The organism is uncultured Algibacter sp. (assembly GCF_947495675.1).
GTDB lineage: Bacteria > Bacteroidota > Bacteroidia > Flavobacteriales > Flavobacteriaceae > Algibacter_B.
Map to the genome: position 1 here is coordinate 1 of NZ_CANLZX010000011.1, position 18,725 is coordinate 18,725.

Genomic DNA, 18,725 nt, shown 5'->3' on the forward strand with positions numbered 1-18,725 from the left:
AGAGTCAGCTTTGCGTTTTTGGTCTAAAATTCTATTTTGTTCTTTAATAATGCTATCAAGAGAATCTTTTTTTCTTTCAGCAATACGTTGCATTTTAAGAGCCTCTTCTGCTTTAGCAATAGAATCATTACGTTTTTTAAGCTCAATTTGCTTTCTAGTTTCCTCTCTAACTTTAGCAATAGAATCTGTTTTGCGCTTTTCAGTTAATAATCTTTGCTGTTCTTTAATTACTCTTGCAATAGAGTCCTTTTTCTCTTGCTCAATGCGTTGTATTCTTTGGGTTTCTTTTGCTTTTAAAATAGAGTCGTTTCGTCTTATCTCTAATAACTTTCTTTGTGTTTCGGCATCAATCTTTGCTATAGAATCTAAACGTTTTTTTTCAATTAAGTCTAATTTTTCTTGAGCTTGCCTTGCTATGGCCTCTGCTTTTTGTTGTCTTTGCTTTCTAGCGTTAATCGCTTTTTCTCGTTCCTTTTCTTCATGATCAAAATAAAGATCCATCATTTGTTCATTTACAAATAAATATTGATCGTTTACAAAACCAACTAAATCTTTATATTTTACTTTATATGTATAATTTCCTAAGAAGGCAGTAACAATACATTTTTGATTTTCTTTAAATTCTGCAATTGTCTCAGATGATTTAGTTTCTGAGAGGTGCAAATTACCATCTTGAGAGAATTTAGTAGGAATGTTAGCGTCTTGTGAAAATAGCTGTAAGCTGAAGCTTAGGAAAACTAATAATGGATAAATATGTTTAACCATAGGTATTTTAGATTTGTGGGGCCTTTTTATTAAATTTTGCTGTAAATGTAATATATGAAAAATTCAATTAAAAAAAATTAAGTTAAAATGCTAATTTTAGCCTATTAACCTAATGCATTTTTAGTTACAAACCATCTCCAGCCAATAATTATCAACTGTAATTTTGTGGCTTTAGTTAAATCTAGTTGTTTTTTTGAATAACTAGGTAGTATTATTTTGTTAAGCTTTGCTAAAAATATAAAAACTTGTTTTTTCACTTTAATGCTATTTAAGTGCAAAAATAGTAAAACTTATTCTAGACTAAATTTTACTTATATTTTATTAAATAAGTGAAATAATAAATAGTATTATATCTATTAGAAGTTTGGCAAGTGCTATCATATTTTTTAGTTTTGAAAGGTTAGTAAATAGGTTTATTTATCAATGTTTTTTGAAGATATATATTTACCAATATGCTTACCAAGTACTTTTGCTAAAATCCATGAATTTGAATATATATTTGTAAGTAAAAAGATTAAAAAGGTTTTAATTTTTATGTGACGGTCTTTGGTATAGTTTCTATTTGAAATAAAAAATAATTAAATTGTAAAAATATGAAATATTTATAGAGTGATTTTATTGTCATTTTTTTGACTCTAGGCAGATTTTGTTGTTAAAAACTATTTTTAAGCAATTCTCATCATTTTATAAATTATATAAAACAAAAAAGACACTCTAATTTAGAGTGTCTTTTTTGTTTTAAGGTTAATCTGCTTAAGATATTATTTTGTGATTATTTCTATAACGCCATTTTTTCCTTTTTCACCATATTTTGAAGTTGCAGATTCTTTTTTATATACATTCATAGATTTAATGTTTTCAGGATTAATTTTTTCAAATACTTCTTTTGTTACTTCTTTTCCATCAATAAAGTATAAACTTTCATTAATAGTTATAATACTTGGGCTTTTTTGTAGATCTGATGTTTTTGATTTTATTTGAACTACACCATTTACACCCTTATCACCATATACCTTGATTGCTGCATCTCCTTTAAGAATATTGATACTCTCAATATTAGAGTTATTTAAGTCATTTAGATTTGTTTTTTCAGATTCTTTACCATCTATTATAATAAGAGGATTATCGCTTTCTTTTAATTTAAGTATTACTCCAGCATCACTTTTGCCAGTAATGTTAATGGTTTTAGTACTATCTTTAATTTGAGCATAAACTTTTGTATTGAAATTAAGTATAAACACAACTAAAATGGGTATAACTAGAGTGTACTTAAATAAATTAATTTTTTTTGATTTTGTTTTTTGTAACATAACGATTCGTTTTTTGATTAATGATGAATAAAAATTATTTGTTATCTCTAATTGATGAGTTAACAAGGTTGTTTTGAGTAAAGTGTATTGATAGTTTTTTTTATTAATTGCTTTTTGTTGTGCATTTTTGTCTGCAATAAATTCTAAATTTTGTTTTAAATCTTTAAAATAAAACCAAATAATAGGATTAAACCAAAGTATAATACAAGTAAGCTGTGTTAGTATAATGTCTATAGAATGATACTGTTTTACATGAACTTTTTCATGAAACATAATTTGGATCAATTCTTCTTTGTTAAGCAATGTAGGATTATAAACTATCCATTTAAAGAATGAAAAAGGTAAAATTCTTTTAGAAGTTTTAATAATTGTAAAATGCTCTTGCTTTTTATGCTCGTTTTTTGATATTATACGTGTTAATGATACTAATTGAGTTATAAAACGAATAGAAAATCCAATAACACCTATTTTATAAGCTATAGACAATAATTTGAGAAAATTAAACTCATCATTATTTTTATTATGTTTAAACGTCTCAACAGAATAATTAGATAAGTCTAAAGGTGTATATTCAATATATACGGGAATAATAACTAACGGAATTAGAAAGCTAGTAATAACACCTAATAATAGAAAAACTCTATTAAATTCAAAAAAGGTGTCAAATTGCAAAAACAATTTATAGCACAAATAATAAATAGCAATAACAGCGTTTACTTTAAAAATGTATTCCATAACTATTTATTTTTTTCAATGAGTTCAATAATCTCTTTTAGCTCTTCAATACTTATTTTTTCTTCTTTAGCAAAAAACGATACAACGTTTTTATATGAGTTATTAAAATAATTATCAATTGCTAAATTCATAAACCGTTTTCTGTAATCTTCCTTTTTAACAATAGGGTAGTATTGATGCGTTTTACCATAGGCAGTATAAGCCACATAACCTTTATCTTCTAAGTTTCTAATAATTGTTGAAAGCGTGTTGTAATGTGGTTTTTCTTCTTTAATTTCTGCAAGTACATCTTTAACAAAAGCTTTTTCAAGCTTCCATAAAATATGCATTATCTCTTCTTCCTTGTTTGTTAGTTTTTCCATGATATCTATGTATTACTGTTTAAGCACCATTAATAATTATTAGCCTATTCAAAATAACTTACAATACAAACATATAACTATATTTGTAGTTATACAACTAAATAAATAGTTATTTAACTATATTTTAAGTTTTCAAAAAAACTTTTCACTTTTAGTACTTCACTTTTTACTTTAATTTATCTTCGCAAAAAAATATTTTTTATGAGTATACTTTGGGTTATTCTTGGTTTTGTTTTATTGGTAGTTGGTGGTGAGTTTTTAGTACGTTCTTCGGTAGCATTATCTTTTAAGTTTAATATTTCTAAAATGGTTATTGGTATGACGGTTGTGTCGTTTGCAACGTCAGCACCAGAATTATTAGTTAGTTTACAAGCAGCCCTTTCTGGTTCGCCAGCAATTGCTATAAATAATGTAGTAGGTTCTAACATTGCTAATATTGGTTTGGTATTAGGTATTACGGCCATGGTAGGTGCCATAGCTGTAGATAAATCGTTTTACAAACTCAATTGGCCAATAATGATGGTGTTTTCTATAATACTTTATTGTTTTTTGAAGAATGATAATGTTTTAACAGCAATAGAAGGTGGAATTTTATTTACAGGGTTAATTATATTTTTAATTACATTAATACGAAAAGCAAAAAAAGATATTGTTATAGAAGATGTTGATGATACGCTATCTACAGTTTCAAATTTTAAAATTGGTTTATGGTTATTAATAGGTGCTGCATCACTTTATTTTGGAAGTGAGTGGCTTGTTGATGGATCTAAAGAGATTGCACGTGCTGTTGGAGTAAGCGAAGCGGTAATTGGTGTTTCTTTAATAGCCATTGGTACAAGTGTGCCAGAATTAGCAGCTTCTGTAATAGCAGCTGCAAAACAAGAAAAGGCTATTTCGTTAGGTAATTTAATTGGGTCTAATATATTTAATATTGCTTCGGTTTTAGGATTAACAGCTATGGTAAAACCAATTCCTGTAACAGAACCACAAATATTATCTAACGATATTTTTTGGATGCTTGGTTTTTCGGCCGTTTTAATACCACTTATATTTCTTCCAAAACAATTACAAATTAGTAGATTAAAAGGTTTTTTTCTTGTTGTTTGTTATGGAGTTTTTATGTTCTTGGTATTTACTCAAGGAAAGTTGTGAAAAGTATAAATCTCCAAGTTCAATAAAGAATTGGAGATTTATTAATTAATTTAATTAACTTTCAATTTAATAATTCTTCCATCTTTTTTTCGTTCACCTAGAAAGAAAACAGTCTTCTTTGCTAAATTAGGTATGCCATTGTTCACTTTGTAATAAACTTTCGATTCTTTATCATCAATTAATTTCTTGTAATCATAATTTCCATTTTCATCAAGTGAGATCATATAAAGATTAGATTTTTTTGATGATGTTTGACTAAAACTAATTTTGTCTTTACTAATTTTATTTATTTTGTCAGAACAGTTTATAAAAAAGTAAGTAGACTCATTTATAGGAAGTGTAGTAAACGAACTATTTGTAAAACCTGTTTGAGACTTATTAATATTTCTTGCCCATTTTAGGTTACCATCTGCATCTAGTCTTAGTGTCATAATATCATTAAAGTGATATATGTAATAAGTTCTCATACCACCATTAGCACTCATCATAGTATGTGTGGTTACATAAAACTCTTCAGCATTTATTACAAGGTCGTTATTGGCCATTAAGTAAACACCTTTAAATTCAATATTGTTAATGCCTTTTTCTTTTTTACGTTCCTTTTTTCTGCTCTTATCACCATATTTATCACTCAAGAATTTTTCTGAAAAATCATTGAATTTGCTATAATTTATTTCTAAAGTATTAGGGTTTAAATCATAAATACATACGCCATTTATTTTATGTTCTTTGTTATTTCCAAAAAAACCAGTACATACCAATCTGTCTTCATTTTTTAATAACTGTAATGATTCTATCAGCTTTCCAGTAGTCTTAAAACTTGTGTTTTCAACAGATGTGGCATTAGCTTTATATAATTCAAAATGGTAGTTTACTTTACCGTCTTTTTTTGCTCTTTTTGAGTTTTTCTCATAAGATTTACCAAGAAAATATACAGTACCATCAATATCATCTACTTCAAAACTATTATATTCAAATAGCCTATCTTTAATGTTCTTTGTTATTAGTTTATCATAAACAAGCTCAAAGTTGTCATTAAAAACAAATACTTTATGAGTTTCTTTGTTCTTATTTTTGAAATCAAAATTTATAGCGAAGAATTTTTTATTTAAAGAGAAGATAACATCTCCCATATGATCACTATCTGCCTGTTCTAAACCATTACTTATAGAGAATGGAAATGCAAATATGCCAAAATAGTCTTTGATATTGTTTTCTGAAAATTTAAGTAAATTCTTAGATGAAAAACTTAAACTATTAATGTCTGAAGATGATATATTAATTGCAATAGCTTTTTCTTTTTTAAGTTCTTCAATTTCTACAAGGTGTATTTTGTCGTTTTTTAAAAAAGCGTTTTTTATAGTTTTATGTTTAACTTCATAGTCAAGAGTTTTAACTTCCTTTAAATTACTATCAAAATATTGAATGTAATAGCCTTTAAGTTTTTGTTGCATACCTCCACGATAAGATCTTATAGTAACTATACCGCCATTATCTGCTTCAAGGGTAAACGATAAATATGAGTTTTTTTTCTTATCCTTAAAAATGTCACTTTTAGTTATGGTTACATTTTGACAGTAAAAAGTTGTAAAAGATAATACTAGAATTAGTGTTAATAGTTTTCTCATTAGTTTTGGTTTATAGGTAAATACAAATCTATTAAACTATAAGAATTAATTTATTGTTATGCTTTTTTATTTCTATAATAAAATGATAATTGGTTTTTATTGTAGAAAAGATAACTTCATTTAAAAGTTAAATTGTGTTTTTATTTGTAAATGATTGAATGTTATAAAGCGTTTGATTAATAAATTGATATTTTTAATCACAATAAAAAAAAATCTATAACTTAGATTTTATATTTATAACGTTCAATTCTAAAAATAAAATTAAAGTATGCCTAAAAAAGTAATCACATTTGGAGAAGTAATGATGCGTTTATCTCCACCAGGACATTCTATGTTTTCACAAGCTACGTCTTTTGATCTTGTTTATGGGGGCGGTGAGGCAAATGTTGCCATTTCATGTGCTTATCTTGGTATGAAAGCTGCTCATGTAACGCGTTTTCCAGATAATGCATTAGGTAAAGCGGCTACTCAATTTTTACGTAAACATTGGTTAAGTACCGAGCATGTAGTTTATGGGGATAATATGTTGGGTAAGTATTTTTTAGAAAAAGGTGCGTCATATAGGTCTAGCGAAGTAATTTATGAAAGGGTAGGTTCTGCGTTTTCATTAATTGAACCAACAATGATTGATTGGGAAGATGTGCTTAAAGATGCAGATTGGTTTCATTGGACGGGTATTACGCCAGCAATTTCAGAAGGTGCAGCAAAGTGTTGTTTACAAGCTGTAAAAATGGCCAACAAAATGGGAATTCCTGTTTCTGGTGATATAAATTCACGTAAAAACATGTGGAAATATGGAAAAAACATGCAAGAGGTTATTCCTGAATTAACACAATATTGTGATGTTGTAATTTCTAGTACTCGCGGTCTAAATGAAATTTTTGGTATTGGAGGAGAAGAGAAAATGAAGTTTAGTTTATCGAGCAAAGCATTAATGAAGATGTATCCAAGAATAAAAAAAGTTGTAGGGAAAACTAGAAACTCACTTAGTGCATCGCATCAACAAATACAAGGGAAAATGTGGGATGGTAATGCACTTCTTAAGGCGAATCTTTTAGATATTACTCATGTGATAGATCGTGTTGGTACAGGAGATGCTTTTGCATCTGGGATTATTTATGGATTGTTGCATTATGATGATGATTTACAAGCTATAAATTTTGCAACAGCAGCGTGTGCACTTAAACATACTGTCCCTGGTGATGTTAATATGGTATCTGAAGAAGATGTGGTAAGTTTAATGGATGGTAATACTTCTGGAAAAATAAGAAGGTAATTTAAGTGGTTTGCGGCTTCTTTGGCTGTTGTTAGATATGCTGATTAAATTACTAAAAAAATAGTTTTAAAATTGCCTAGAGTAGGGAGAATATGTAAAATATAAGTTTAAAGAGTTAATTAAAAGAAATAAAAAAAAGCTAACATTAATATGTTAGCTTTTTTTTTATGAACAATACTGAAACTAAAATAATTATATTTTAGCAGATTTAACAGTCTTAATAATTCTTCCAGCAATTTTATAAGGATCTCCGTTAGATGCTGGTCTTCTATCTTCTAACCAACCTTTCCAACCTTTCTCTACAGTAATAATTGGAATACGAATTGAAGCTCCTCTGTCTGAAACTCCATAAGAGAAATCAGTAATAGCAGCTGTTTCATGATCTCCTGTTAAACGTTGGTCGTTAAACTCACCGTATACTTCGATGTGTTCTTTTACAACCGGACGGAAAGCTTCACAAATTGCTTCGTAAGTTTCTTTTGATCCACAAGTTCTTAATGTTGTATTAGAGAAGTTTGCGTGCATACCAGAACCATTCCAATCCATGTCTTTTCCTAGTGGTTTTGGGTGGTACTCAATGTAGTAGCCATATTTTTCAGTTAAACGATCTAGTAAGTATCTAGCTACCCATATTTCGTCACCAGCTTTTTTAGCGCCTTTTGCAAACAATTGAAATTCCCATTGTCCAGAAGCAACCTCTTGGTTAATTCCTTCGAAGTTTAAACCAGCGTCGATACATAAATCGGCATGCTCTTCTACTAAATCTCTACCATGTGTATTTTTACCACCAACAGAGCAATAGTACATTCCTTGTGGAGCAGGGTAACCACCTACAGGGAAACCTAATGGTAATTGTGTTTTAGTGTCCATAATGAAATATTCTTGCTCGAAACCGAACCAGAAATCATTATCATCATCATCAATAGTAGCTCTACCGTTAGATACATGTGGCGTTCCATCTGCGTTTAAAACTTCAGTCATTACTAAGTATCCATTGATTCTATCAGGATCTGGATAAATAGCTACAGGTTTTAATAAACAATCAGAAGATCCACCTTCGGCTTGTCTAGTTGAAGATCCGTCAAAAGACCACATTCCTAGTTCTTCTATCGTACCTTTGAAGTTTTCATGCTCTTCTACCTTGGTTTTACTTCTCAAATTTTGAGTTGGGTAATACCCATCTAACCAAAGGTATTCTAATTTAATTTTTGCCATAATGAATATTTTATAGTTGTAATATTGATAATAATATCACAAATATATATTTTTATATTTTCACATTAAGTTTTAAGGGGGTATTTTAATAAAACAGGTTGTTATTTTTATTTATACCCTAGTTTTTTAAGGTTTATTTTAAAAAAAGATGATTTATTTATGAAAAAACTGAAAAAAGCTTAAAAGATTTTTTTTTGTTATATGGTTTTATAGTCAAACCTGTTTATTTTTGCTTAGTAATTTAAAATCAAATAGTTTAATAATTTATACGGATGTCAACATTAAGATTTCATGCAATAAAAGAATCGCTTAAATACAAACCTGTTTTGATTGAAGAAAAGGAGCGTCGTTCAGATTTATTTGGTAAAAATGTGTTTAATGAAAACACCATGCGTCATTACTTAACTAAAGATGCCTTTATTAGCGTTATGAATGCTATTCAATTTGGAAAAAAAATTGATAGATCTATTGCAGATCAAGTAGCATCTTCAATGAAAGATTGGGCATTATCAAAGGGTGTTACCCATTACACGCATTGGTTTCAACCTTTAACAGGTACGACAGCTGAAAAACATGATGCGTTTTTTGAAACCGTAGGTGGCGGTATGGCTATTGAAAAATTTGATGGAAACCAATTAGTACAGCAAGAGCCAGATGCATCAAGTTTTCCTCATGGAGGTATAAGAAACACATTTGAAGCCAGAGGTTACACCGCCTGGGATCCCACATCACCAGCATTTATTTATGGCACTACACTATGTATACCTACTATATTTGTGGCTTATACCGGCGAAGCTTTAGATTATAAAACACCGCTTTTAAGAGCGCTTCAAGCTGTAGATACTGCTGCTACATCTATATGTAAATATTTTGATAAAAACGTTAAAAAAGTCACCTCTTCTTTAGGCTGGGAACAAGAGTATTTTTTAATAGATAAAATGATGGCAGCAAGTCGTCCAGATATCGCTTTAACAGGCCGTACTTTATTAGGGCATTCTTCGGCAAAAGGGCAGCAATTAGACGACCATTATTTTGGTTCTATACCAAATAGAGCATTAAATTTTATGCGCGAATTGGAAACCGAATGTATGCTTCTAGGTATACCAGTAAAAACTAGACATAACGAGGTGGCACCAAATCAATTTGAATTAGCACCTATTTACGAAGAAGCAAATTTAGCTGTAGATCATAATGCTCTTTTAATGGATATTATGGGGCGTGTAGCATCTCGTCATAATTTTAAGGTATTATTACATGAAAAGCCATTTGCAGGTGTAAATGGATCTGGTAAGCATAATAATTGGTCGCTTTCAACAGATACTGGTATTAATTTATTATCTCCAGGAAAAACTCCCATGAGTAATCTGCAATTTTTAACCTTTTTTATAAATACTATAAAGGCTGTGCATACCCACGAAGCACTTTTAAGAGCAGCCATTGCATCTGCAAGTAACGATCATAGGTTGGGTGCAAACGAAGCACCACCAGCCATTATTTCTGTATTTATTGGTGAGCAGTTAACCAAAGTTTTAGAAGAGCTAGAAGGTGTAACAAAAGGCAAGTTGTCTCCTAAAGAAAAAACTGAGTTAAAACTTAATGTGGTTGGAAAAATACCCGATGTTTTACTAGATAATACCGACAGAAATAGGACATCGCCATTTGCATTTACCGGAAATAAATTTGAGTTTAGAGCCGTAGGTTCTTTAGCTAATTGCGGAAACCCAATGACGGTATTAAATACCATAGTTGCAAAGCAACTTAAAGATTTTAAAAAGGAAGTAGATGCGTTAATCAATAAAAAAGATTTAAAGAAAGACGAGGCTGTTTTTAATGTGCTAAGAGAATATATTAAAGAATCTAGACCTATTTTGTTTGAAGGTAATGGATATGGTGAAGCTTGGGAAAAAGAAGCCAAAAAACGCGGATTAAGCAACAATAAAGCAACACCAGATGCCTTAAAAGCAAAAATATCAAAACAAACAATTGCTTTGTTTGAGGAAATGAATGTAATGAGTAAAATTGAAACAGAAGCCCGTTACGAAATCGAGGTGGAAGCTTACGTTATGCATATTCAAATAGAAAGTCGTGTGTTAGGCGATATTGCCCGAAATAATATTGTGCCAACAGCGGTTAAGTATCAAAACATATTAGTTGAAAATGTTCGTGGATTAAAAGAAATTTTTGAAGAAAAATATAATAGCGTAGCTAAAGAGCAAATCAATTTAATAGAAGAAATATCAAGCCATATAGAAGGTATAAATGCCAATGTTACCAAAATGATTAATGCTCGAAAAACAGCTAACGATATTCAAGATGTCGAAAAGAAAGCATACGCTTATTGTAATAAAGTTAAGCCTATTTTCGACGATATACGCTACCATTGCGATAAATTAGAGTTATTGGTCGATGATGAAATTTGGCCACTAACCAAGTACAGAGAAATGCTATTTACTAGGTAGTTTTTTATTTGGGCGTTACCACAAGGGTCGGGCTTTACGCTATATCTTTTTTGCAGAAAAAGCAAAAAAGGATGCCGCTGCAATCCCTAACGCGAGTGTTTGCTAATGTATGTCTTTAGCTTAAAAATATTTTGTTTTGGCTTTGCTATTAATATAATTAAGCATTCTTTTTTGTTAGTTTTAATTGTTCTAATATTATTCCAATAACAATAAAAACTAAGCCAATAATTGTTGAGATTAAAATGTCTTCTCCAAGAACAAAAAAAATAATAACTAAAGAAAGAAAAGGTACTAAGTAAATTAAATTACTCACTTTTGCTGTGGTTATAGATAACTCAAGTGCTTTAGACCATATTACAAAAGTAATTCCCATTTCAAAAAAACCAACATAGCAAGCTCCAAGCAATCCATTTATTTTAGGTATTTTTATTTCAGAAAACGATATTGTTGCAATAAAAATATATAGAAACCCAAAAGCAAAACTCAAAAAAAGTTTTGGAATTTCATCTCTTTTATCCTTTTTGTTAAATATCCAAAACAAAGCCCAAATTATAGCGGTACTTAGCGCTAATATGGCGCCATATAGATTTGTGAAACCAAAGCCCAATATATCTCCTTGAGTTGATATTGTTAAAACTCCAAAAAAACTAATAATAATAGCAATGATGCTTTTTAAGTTAACTTTTTGATTAAGCAAAGGTATGGATAGTAATACCAACATAATTGGCCAAGTATAGTTTAAAGGTTGTGCCTCTTGTGCTGGTAATATAGAGTAAGCCTTAAATAATAATATATAATAAAGAAAAGGATTTAAAAAGCCGAGAAGGGCAGAACGAAGATATTCTTTAAGCGAATATTTTGTTAGTTCTTTAATTTTATTCTTAATAATTAATAGAATGGTAAGAACAAAAGTTGAAACAAGTGCTGAAATTAATAATAGCTGTAAGAAATCTAAGTATTGTAAAGATATTTTAAAAGCAGAAGCAACAGTAGACCAAATTAATACAGCACTAACAGCATAAAAATATGCCACCTTTTGGTTTTTCATTTTATGTTTTTTTTGTTCAAACTTAAAAAAAAAGATATTGTTTAATTTAAAAACTTTAAAAGAAAAACTTAGTGAAAATAACTTGAATTGATTGTGTCAGGAATTTAGCTAGTTCTACTATAAAAGTCTGTAAAAAGAACTTGTAATTGATTCTTTAATAAAATTTTAAAAAAGCAGTTTTAAATATGGTTTAAAACCCGTTAATAAAACGTATTTCATATTTTAATTAATACCTATTAATTTTAAAATATTACTTTACTTTTGCATCACAATACAACATTATGAGTCAAGAAATTTCAAAACGTTATGCACAACGTGGTGTTTCGGCATCAAAAGAAGATGTACACAATGCTATTAAGAATATTGATAAAGGATTATTTCCTAAAGCATTCTGTAAAATAGTTCCAGATTATTTAACCAATGACGATGATTATTGCTTAATCATGCATGCAGATGGTGCAGGAACAAAATCGTCTTTAGCATATATGTATTGGAAAGAGACTGGAGATATTTCAGTCTGGAAAGGTATAGCGCAAGATGCTTTAATCATGAATATTGACGATTTACTTTGTGTTGGAGCAACAGATAACATTATGCTATCTTCAACTATAGGAAGAAATAAAAACTTAATTCCTGGTGAAGTGCTTTCTGCTATTATTAATGGAACTGAAGAGTTGCTTGAGGATTTAAAATCTTTTGGGGTTACTATCCATTCCACAGGTGGCGAAACTGCCGATGTTGGCGATTTGGTAAGAACCATTATTGTAGACTCTACAGTAACAGCAAGAATGAAACGTACAGATGTTATTGATAATGCAAACATTAAAGCTGGCGATGTTATTGTTGGTTTAGAGAGTTTTGGTCAAGCTACTTACGAAAAAGCATATAACGGTGGTATGGGAAGTAACGGATTAACTTCTGCACGCCACGATGTGTTTAGTAAATATTTAGCTAAAAAATATCCTGAGAGTTTTGATGCTTCTGTGCCAGAAGACTTAGTGTATTCTGGAGGTGTTAAATTAACAGATGCAGTTGATAATTCACCAATTGATGCAGGTAAACTAGTATTGTCTCCTACAAGAACCTATGCGCCAATAATAAAAGAAATACTAACAAAATATAATAGCGATTCTATACACGGTATGGTACATTGCTCTGGTGGAGCACAAACAAAAATTCTTCATTTTGTTGATGAGTTTCATATTGTAAAAGATAATATGTTTCCAATTCCGCCGCTATTCAAATTGATTCAAGAACAATCAAAAACCGATTGGAAGGAAATGTATCAAGTATTTAACTGTGGGCATAGAATGGAAATATATGTGTCTCCAGAAATAGCCAATAGTATTATTGAAATCTCAAAATCATATAATGTAAATGCTAAAATTATTGGTAGAGTAGAAGCTTCAAAAACCAAAAAGCTTACAATAAAATCTGAGTTTGGTGAGTTTACTTATTAATTACAAGTTTTTTTGTTAAAAACGGAATAGTTTTTGATGATAATTATGTTTTAATTTTAACCAAAACAGCCATGAAGTATTTACTATTATTTATTGTAACCCTCTGCTTTCAATTTTCTAATGCGCAACCTGATTCACTTTTTATAAAAGCAAAAAAAGAAAAATATACAGGGCCTCAATGGAAGCAAAAAAATAAGGCTAAAGTAGATATTAATCAAGTGTCTTTTACAAACTGGAATTCTGGAGGTAGTACATCTGTTTCTGCTTTATTAGGTTTAGTTTCGTCTTTAAATTATAGCGATAAATTCTTCAATTGGAAAAATAATGTATCAATTCGTTATGGTTTAAATAAACAAGAAGCTAGAGAAACTAGAAAAACAGACGATTTATTCGAGATTAATTCTAATATGGGTTATAATCCAGACGGGGAATCTAATTGGTATTATTCTGCCAGACTTAATTTTAGGACGCAATTGGCAAACGGGTATAACTATCCAAATAAAAAAGAACCTATTTCTAGGATGTTAGCTCCAGGTTATTTGTTTTTTGGTGGTGGTATGGAGTATGGTAAAAATATAGATAAACTGTCTTTTTACTTTTCGCCTATAACTTTAAAGGCTACTATTGTTTTAGATGAAGATTTAGCAAACCAAGGGTCTTTTGGTGTTACACCGGCGGTTTTAGATGAAGAAGGAAATGTTATAGTTCCTGGCGAGCAATTTAGAAAAGAATTTGGAGTGTTAGTAACCAATAGTTACGAAATGGAATTGGTTGAAAATATTAATGTAAAAAATCAAGTAAGCTTATATTCAGATTATATAAATAATTTTGGAAATTTAGATTTAGATTGGCGGATTGATTTCGATTTTAAAGTAAATTCTTTTGTTAGAGCAACTCTTGGCTCGCATTTAAGATATGATGACGATGTTAAAACCCAAATAGCTACAGATGTAGAAGGTGAGTTTGATGAAGCTGGTGCAAAAGTGCAATGGAAACAGTTTTTAGGTGTTGGTTTTGCTGTTGACTTTTAAAAATAAATTATTTATTGTTTTTTAAATATTTGTTAACTTTTTTATGTTGATAAATTGTTAAAGTTCTAATATTCAGTTTTTTAGGTTGTTTTGTTGGTAAACTTTATGATTTTTGTCATGTTTTAAGTTGTACATTTATGGTTTATTTATACTTTGAAATTATTCCATTAAACTAAAAACCATAAAACATCAATGAAATCTGGACTTGCCCAAAAAACAGCCAAAACTTATTCCTCTGAACAAGCCTTTAATGCCTCTTTAAAATATTTTAAAAATGACGATTTAGCCGCACGAGTATGGTTAAATAAATATGCTTTAAAAGATTCTGAAGGTAATATCTACGAGTTAACACCTAACGATATGCATAAGCGTATAGCTAAGGAAATTGCTAGAATAGAAACCAAGTATGCAAACCCGTTAACCGAAGACGAAATATTTAATTTAATTAAAGATTTTAAATACATTGTACCTCAAGGAAGCCCAATGGCAGGTATTGGTAATCCGTATCAAATAGGGTCTTTATCAAATTGCTTTGTAATAGGTAATTCTGGTGAGTCAGATTCTTACGGAGGTATTATGAAAATAGACCAAGAGCAAGTGCAGCTTATGAAGCGTCGTGGTGGAGTAGGGCATGATTTATCACATGTAAGACCAAAAGGATCGGCTGTAAAAAATTCGGCATTAACATCTACAGGTCTAGTGCCGTTTATGGAGCGTTACTCAAACTCAACTAGAGAGGTTGCACAAGATGGAAGACGAGGTGCGCTTATGCTTTCTGTATCAATAAACCACCCAGATTCAGAAGATTTTATAAATGCAAAATTAGAGCAAGGTAAAGTAACAGGGGCTAATGTTTCAGTAAGAATTGATGATGATTTTATGAAGGCCGTTAAAAATGGAACGCAATACACTCAAAAATATCCAATTTTTAGTGATAACCCAAAAGTATCCAAATCCATAGATGCAAATGTGCTTTGGAAAAAAATTGTGCATAATGCATGGAAATCTGCAGAGCCAGGTATTTTGTTTTGGGATACAATAATTAACGAATCGGTACCAGATTGTTATGCAGATTTAGGGTATAAAACGGTTTCAACAAATCCATGTGGTGAAATCCCTTTATGTCCTTATGATTCTTGTAGATTATTAGCTATTAATTTGTTTTCGTATGTAGATAATCCATTTACTCCTCAAGCAAAATTCAATTTCGATTTATTCAAAAAGCATGTAGCGGCAGCACAACGTATAATGGATGATGTTATTGATTTAGAGCTTGAAAAAATAGATAAAATATTAAAGAAAATAGATGAGGATCCAGAGTTAGATGAGGTTAAAGCTACCGAACGTAATTTATGGTTAAATATTCAACAAAAAGCTCAAGAGGGTAGAAGAACTGGGGTTGGTATTACAGCTGAAGGTGATATGTTGGCAGCACTAGGAATTCAATACGGAAGTAAAGAAGGGAATGCGTTTTCTTTAGAAGTTCATAAAACAATAGCTATTGAAGCATATCGTGCTTCTGTACATTTAGCAAAAGATAGAGGCGCATTTTCAATTTTTGATGCTAATCGTGAAAAAAACAATCCGTTTATTCAAAGATTAAAAGAAGCTGATAGTCAATTATATTATGAAATGCTTGAGTATGGTAGGCGTAATATAGCCTTATTAACTATTGCTCCTACAGGAACAACAAGTTTAATGACGCAAACTACTTCTGGTATAGAGCCTGTTTTCATGCCAGTTTATAAGCGTAGAAGAAAAGTAAACCCAAATGATAAAGATGTTACGGTAGATTTTGTTGATGAAGTTGGAGACTCTTGGGAGGAATATGTGGTTTTTCATCATCGTTTTAAGCAATGGATGGAAGTAAACGGTATCGATAGCTCTAAAAATTTCACACAAGCAGAAATTGATAAGTTGATAAAAAAGTCACCTTATTATAAAGCTACTTCAAACGATGTGGATTGGTTAAGTAAAGTAAGTATGCAAGGTGCAATTCAAAAATGGGTAGATCATTCTATAAGTGTAACCATTAATTTGCCTAACGATGTTAATGAAGAATTGGTTGGCGATTTATATTTAAAAGCTTGGGAAGTAGGTTGTAAAGGGGTAACAGTATATAGAGACGGTTCCCGTTCTGGTGTACTTATTTCTAATGAAGAGAAAAAAGAAGATAAAACCGATGATGCAAAACTAACAGCTTTTCCTAAAAAGCGTCCTCAGGTTTTAGAGGCAGATGTAGTTCGTTTTCAAAATAGCAAAGAAAAGTGGATTGCTTTTATTGGTATAATTGATGATAAACCTTATGAAGTGTTTACAGGATTAGCTGATGATGAAGATGGTATTTTATTACCGCGTTGGGTAAATAAAGGGCTAATTATTAAAAATAGAGATGAAGACGGTAGTACACGTTATGATTTCCAGTACAAAAACACAAGAGGATATAAAACAACCATAGAAGGATTATCTCATAAGTTTAATCCTGAGTTTTGGAATTACGCAAAGCTAATTTCTAGTACACTTCGACATGGTATGCCAATTGATAAAATTGTAGACTTAATTAATAGTTTACAATTGGATAGTGAGTCTATTAACACATGGAAAAATGGAGTGGTAAGAGCCTTAAAACGTTATGTTGCTGATGGCACCAAAGTTAAAGGACAAGTGTGTACTAATTGTGAGTCTGAAAATTTAATATACCAAGAAGGTTGTTTAACTTGTAAAGATTGTGGGTCTTCTAAATGTGGATAAAGAATAGTTTTAGTTATAAAAAAAAGGAAGCCAAATGGTTTCCTTTTTTTATACAAACTCTTTTAATATTATTAAAAATGGAATGCTAATAGCTAAATCCACGATAAATAATAGTGTAAATAGTTTTATTGTAGAGACTCCTAACTTTCTATAAAATATTAGTTTTCTTTTTGCTTGTGTTTCGTTTAAAATATGCCATAGTAAAAGAACTAAAAGTAGTTTTGAAGCCATAATTATACCAACTTCAAATTTTAGAAAAGCGAAAAGCATATTTATAACTAAAGACCAGATTATAAATGGCCTATAAAACAATAATATAGACATTAACTGTTGCATAAGTATCTAGAATAACGATAATTGTTTAAAAATATTTTTATTAAACCTATATTAGAAAGGATTGCAACCATTGAAAATTCATAAATTATCGTATTTTTGGTTTCCAATTATAAAAGGCAGATGTTAGAGAAATTACAAATAGTAAAACAACGTTTTGATGAGGTTAGCGATTTAATAATCCAACCCGATATTATTACCGACCAAAAACGTTATGTTGCACTAAATAGAGAATACAAAGACTTGCGAATTCTTATGGATAAGCGTGAGCAATATTTAGAGTTTACCAATAATTTAACTGAAGCCGAAGAAATAATTTCTGATGGTAGTGATGCAGAAATGGTTGATATGGCCAAAATGCAGTATGATGAAGCTAAAGCAGGTATTTCTTTACTTGAAGAAGAAATAAAAGTACTCTTAATACCTAAAGATCCTGAAGATTCTAAAAATGCAGTAGTAGAATTACGTGCTGGAACAGGTGGAGATGAAGCTAGTATTTTTGCTGGCGATTTATTTAGAATGTATACTAAATATTGTGAAGGTAGAGGGTGGAAAGTTGATACTGTAGATTTTAGTGAAGGCACAAATGGTGGCTTTAAAGAAATTCAATTTGAAGTTTCTGGAGAAGATGTTTATGGTACTTTAAAATTTGAAGCAGGTGTACATCGTGTGCAACGTGTACCTCAAACAGAAACTCAAGGGCGAGTACATACAAGTGCAGCAACTGTAATGGTTTTTCCTGAAGCTGAAGAGTTTGATGTTGAAATAAACCCTAAAGATGTTAGGATTGATTTTTTCTGTTCATCAGGTCCAGGAGGTCAATCTGTTAACACAACATATTCTGCAGTTAGATTAACGCATATACCAACCGGATTAGTAGCACAATGTCAAGACCAAAAGTCTCAACATAAAAATAAGGAGAAAGCATTTAAAGTATTACGTTCTCGTTTATACGATTTAGAGTTAGCCAAAAAGATGGAAGAAGATGCTGCTTTACGTGGTACTATGGTAACTAGTGGAGATAGAAGTGCTAAAATTAGAACATATAATTATCCTCAAGGTCGTGTTACAGATCACAGAATAGGGTTAACACTTTACGATTTATCTAATATTGTAAATGGCGATATTCAAAAAATTATAGATGAGTTGCAATTAGCTGAAAATACTGAAAAGTTAAAAGCTAATAATGATGTGATTTAA

14 protein-coding genes are annotated in these 18,725 nt (G+C 30.2%); 7 read left to right on the plus strand and 7 right to left on the minus strand.

The features are described 5' to 3' along the window. The 4 genes from Q0842_RS08930 to Q0842_RS08945 form a co-directional block, all read right to left on the minus strand. On the minus strand, positions 1 to 765 hold a 765-nt coding region (locus Q0842_RS08930), incomplete at its 3' end, for a hypothetical protein (protein WP_298497074.1). A gap of 104 nt (positions 766 to 869) precedes the next feature. Continuing rightward, a complete protein-coding gene (locus Q0842_RS08935) occupies positions 870 to 1,022 on the minus strand; it encodes an SsrA-binding protein (protein WP_298497077.1) in 153 nt (50 codons plus the stop codon). Between the two features lie 504 nt (positions 1,023 to 1,526). After that, positions 1,527 to 2,810, minus strand: a complete 1,284-nt coding sequence (locus Q0842_RS08940) for a M56 family metallopeptidase (RefSeq protein WP_298497080.1) — start codon at positions 2,808 to 2,810, stop codon at positions 1,527 to 1,529. A gap of 2 nt (positions 2,811 to 2,812) precedes the next feature. Then, entirely contained in the window at positions 2,813 to 3,172 is a 360-nt protein-coding gene (locus Q0842_RS08945; protein ID WP_298497082.1) for a BlaI/MecI/CopY family transcriptional regulator, read from the minus strand. 201 nt (positions 3,173 to 3,373) lie between these two features. On the opposite strand from Q0842_RS08945, the gene Q0842_RS08950 reads away from it, so the two are divergent. After that, on the plus strand, positions 3,374 to 4,324 hold the full coding sequence (locus Q0842_RS08950; RefSeq protein ID WP_298497086.1) for a calcium/sodium antiporter: 951 nt from the start codon (positions 3,374 to 3,376) through the stop codon (positions 4,322 to 4,324). A gap of 50 nt (positions 4,325 to 4,374) precedes the next feature. Here the strand turns inward: Q0842_RS08950 and Q0842_RS08955 are convergent, their stop codons facing one another. Continuing rightward, positions 4,375 to 5,952 carry a hypothetical protein gene (locus tag Q0842_RS08955; protein WP_298497089.1) on the minus strand — a complete coding sequence of 526 codons (1,578 nt, stop codon included), beginning with the start codon at positions 5,950 to 5,952 and terminating at the stop codon, positions 4,375 to 4,377. 268 nt (positions 5,953 to 6,220) lie between these two features. Here Q0842_RS08955 and Q0842_RS08960 point away from each other — a divergent pair, with 268 nt between their 5' ends. Further along, positions 6,221 to 7,228, plus strand: coding sequence for a sugar kinase (locus Q0842_RS08960; RefSeq protein WP_298497092.1), 1,008 nt, complete (start codon positions 6,221 to 6,223; stop codon positions 7,226 to 7,228). Positions 7,229 to 7,420: 192 nt separating this feature from the next. Here the strand turns inward: Q0842_RS08960 and Q0842_RS08965 are convergent, their stop codons facing one another. Continuing rightward, the gene (locus Q0842_RS08965; protein ID WP_298497094.1) at positions 7,421 to 8,443 is read right to left on the minus strand and encodes a glutamine synthetase beta-grasp domain-containing protein; all 1,023 of its coding nucleotides are present in this window, start codon (positions 8,441 to 8,443) and stop codon (positions 7,421 to 7,423) included. A gap of 272 nt (positions 8,444 to 8,715) precedes the next feature. On the opposite strand from Q0842_RS08965, the gene Q0842_RS08970 reads away from it, so the two are divergent. Next, a complete protein-coding gene (locus Q0842_RS08970; protein WP_298497097.1) occupies positions 8,716 to 10,902 on the plus strand; it encodes a glutamine synthetase III in 2,187 nt (728 codons plus the stop codon). 157 nt (positions 10,903 to 11,059) lie between these two features. Here Q0842_RS08970 and Q0842_RS08975 read toward each other — a convergent pair whose 3' ends face one another. Then, complete coding sequence (locus Q0842_RS08975; RefSeq protein ID WP_298497100.1) at positions 11,060 to 11,950, minus strand: DMT family transporter; 891 nt, start codon at positions 11,948 to 11,950, stop codon at positions 11,060 to 11,062. A gap of 281 nt (positions 11,951 to 12,231) precedes the next feature. Between Q0842_RS08975 and Q0842_RS08980 the strand changes: the two genes are divergently transcribed. From Q0842_RS08980 to prfA, 4 genes are all read left to right on the plus strand, one after another. Then, the gene (locus Q0842_RS08980) at positions 12,232 to 13,410 is read left to right on the plus strand and encodes an AIR synthase related protein (RefSeq protein ID WP_298497103.1); all 1,179 of its coding nucleotides are present in this window, start codon (positions 12,232 to 12,234) and stop codon (positions 13,408 to 13,410) included. Positions 13,411 to 13,481: 71 nt separating this feature from the next. Further along, positions 13,482 to 14,441, plus strand: a complete 960-nt coding sequence (locus Q0842_RS08985) for a DUF3078 domain-containing protein (RefSeq protein ID WP_298497106.1) — start codon at positions 13,482 to 13,484, stop codon at positions 14,439 to 14,441. 192 nt (positions 14,442 to 14,633) lie between these two features. Next, a complete protein-coding gene (locus Q0842_RS08990) occupies positions 14,634 to 17,192 on the plus strand; it encodes an adenosylcobalamin-dependent ribonucleoside-diphosphate reductase (protein ID WP_298497109.1) in 2,559 nt (852 codons plus the stop codon). 456 nt (positions 17,193 to 17,648) lie between these two features. Next, complete coding sequence (prfA, locus tag Q0842_RS08995) at positions 17,649 to 18,725, plus strand: peptide chain release factor 1 (RefSeq protein WP_298497111.1); 1,077 nt, start codon at positions 17,649 to 17,651, stop codon at positions 18,723 to 18,725.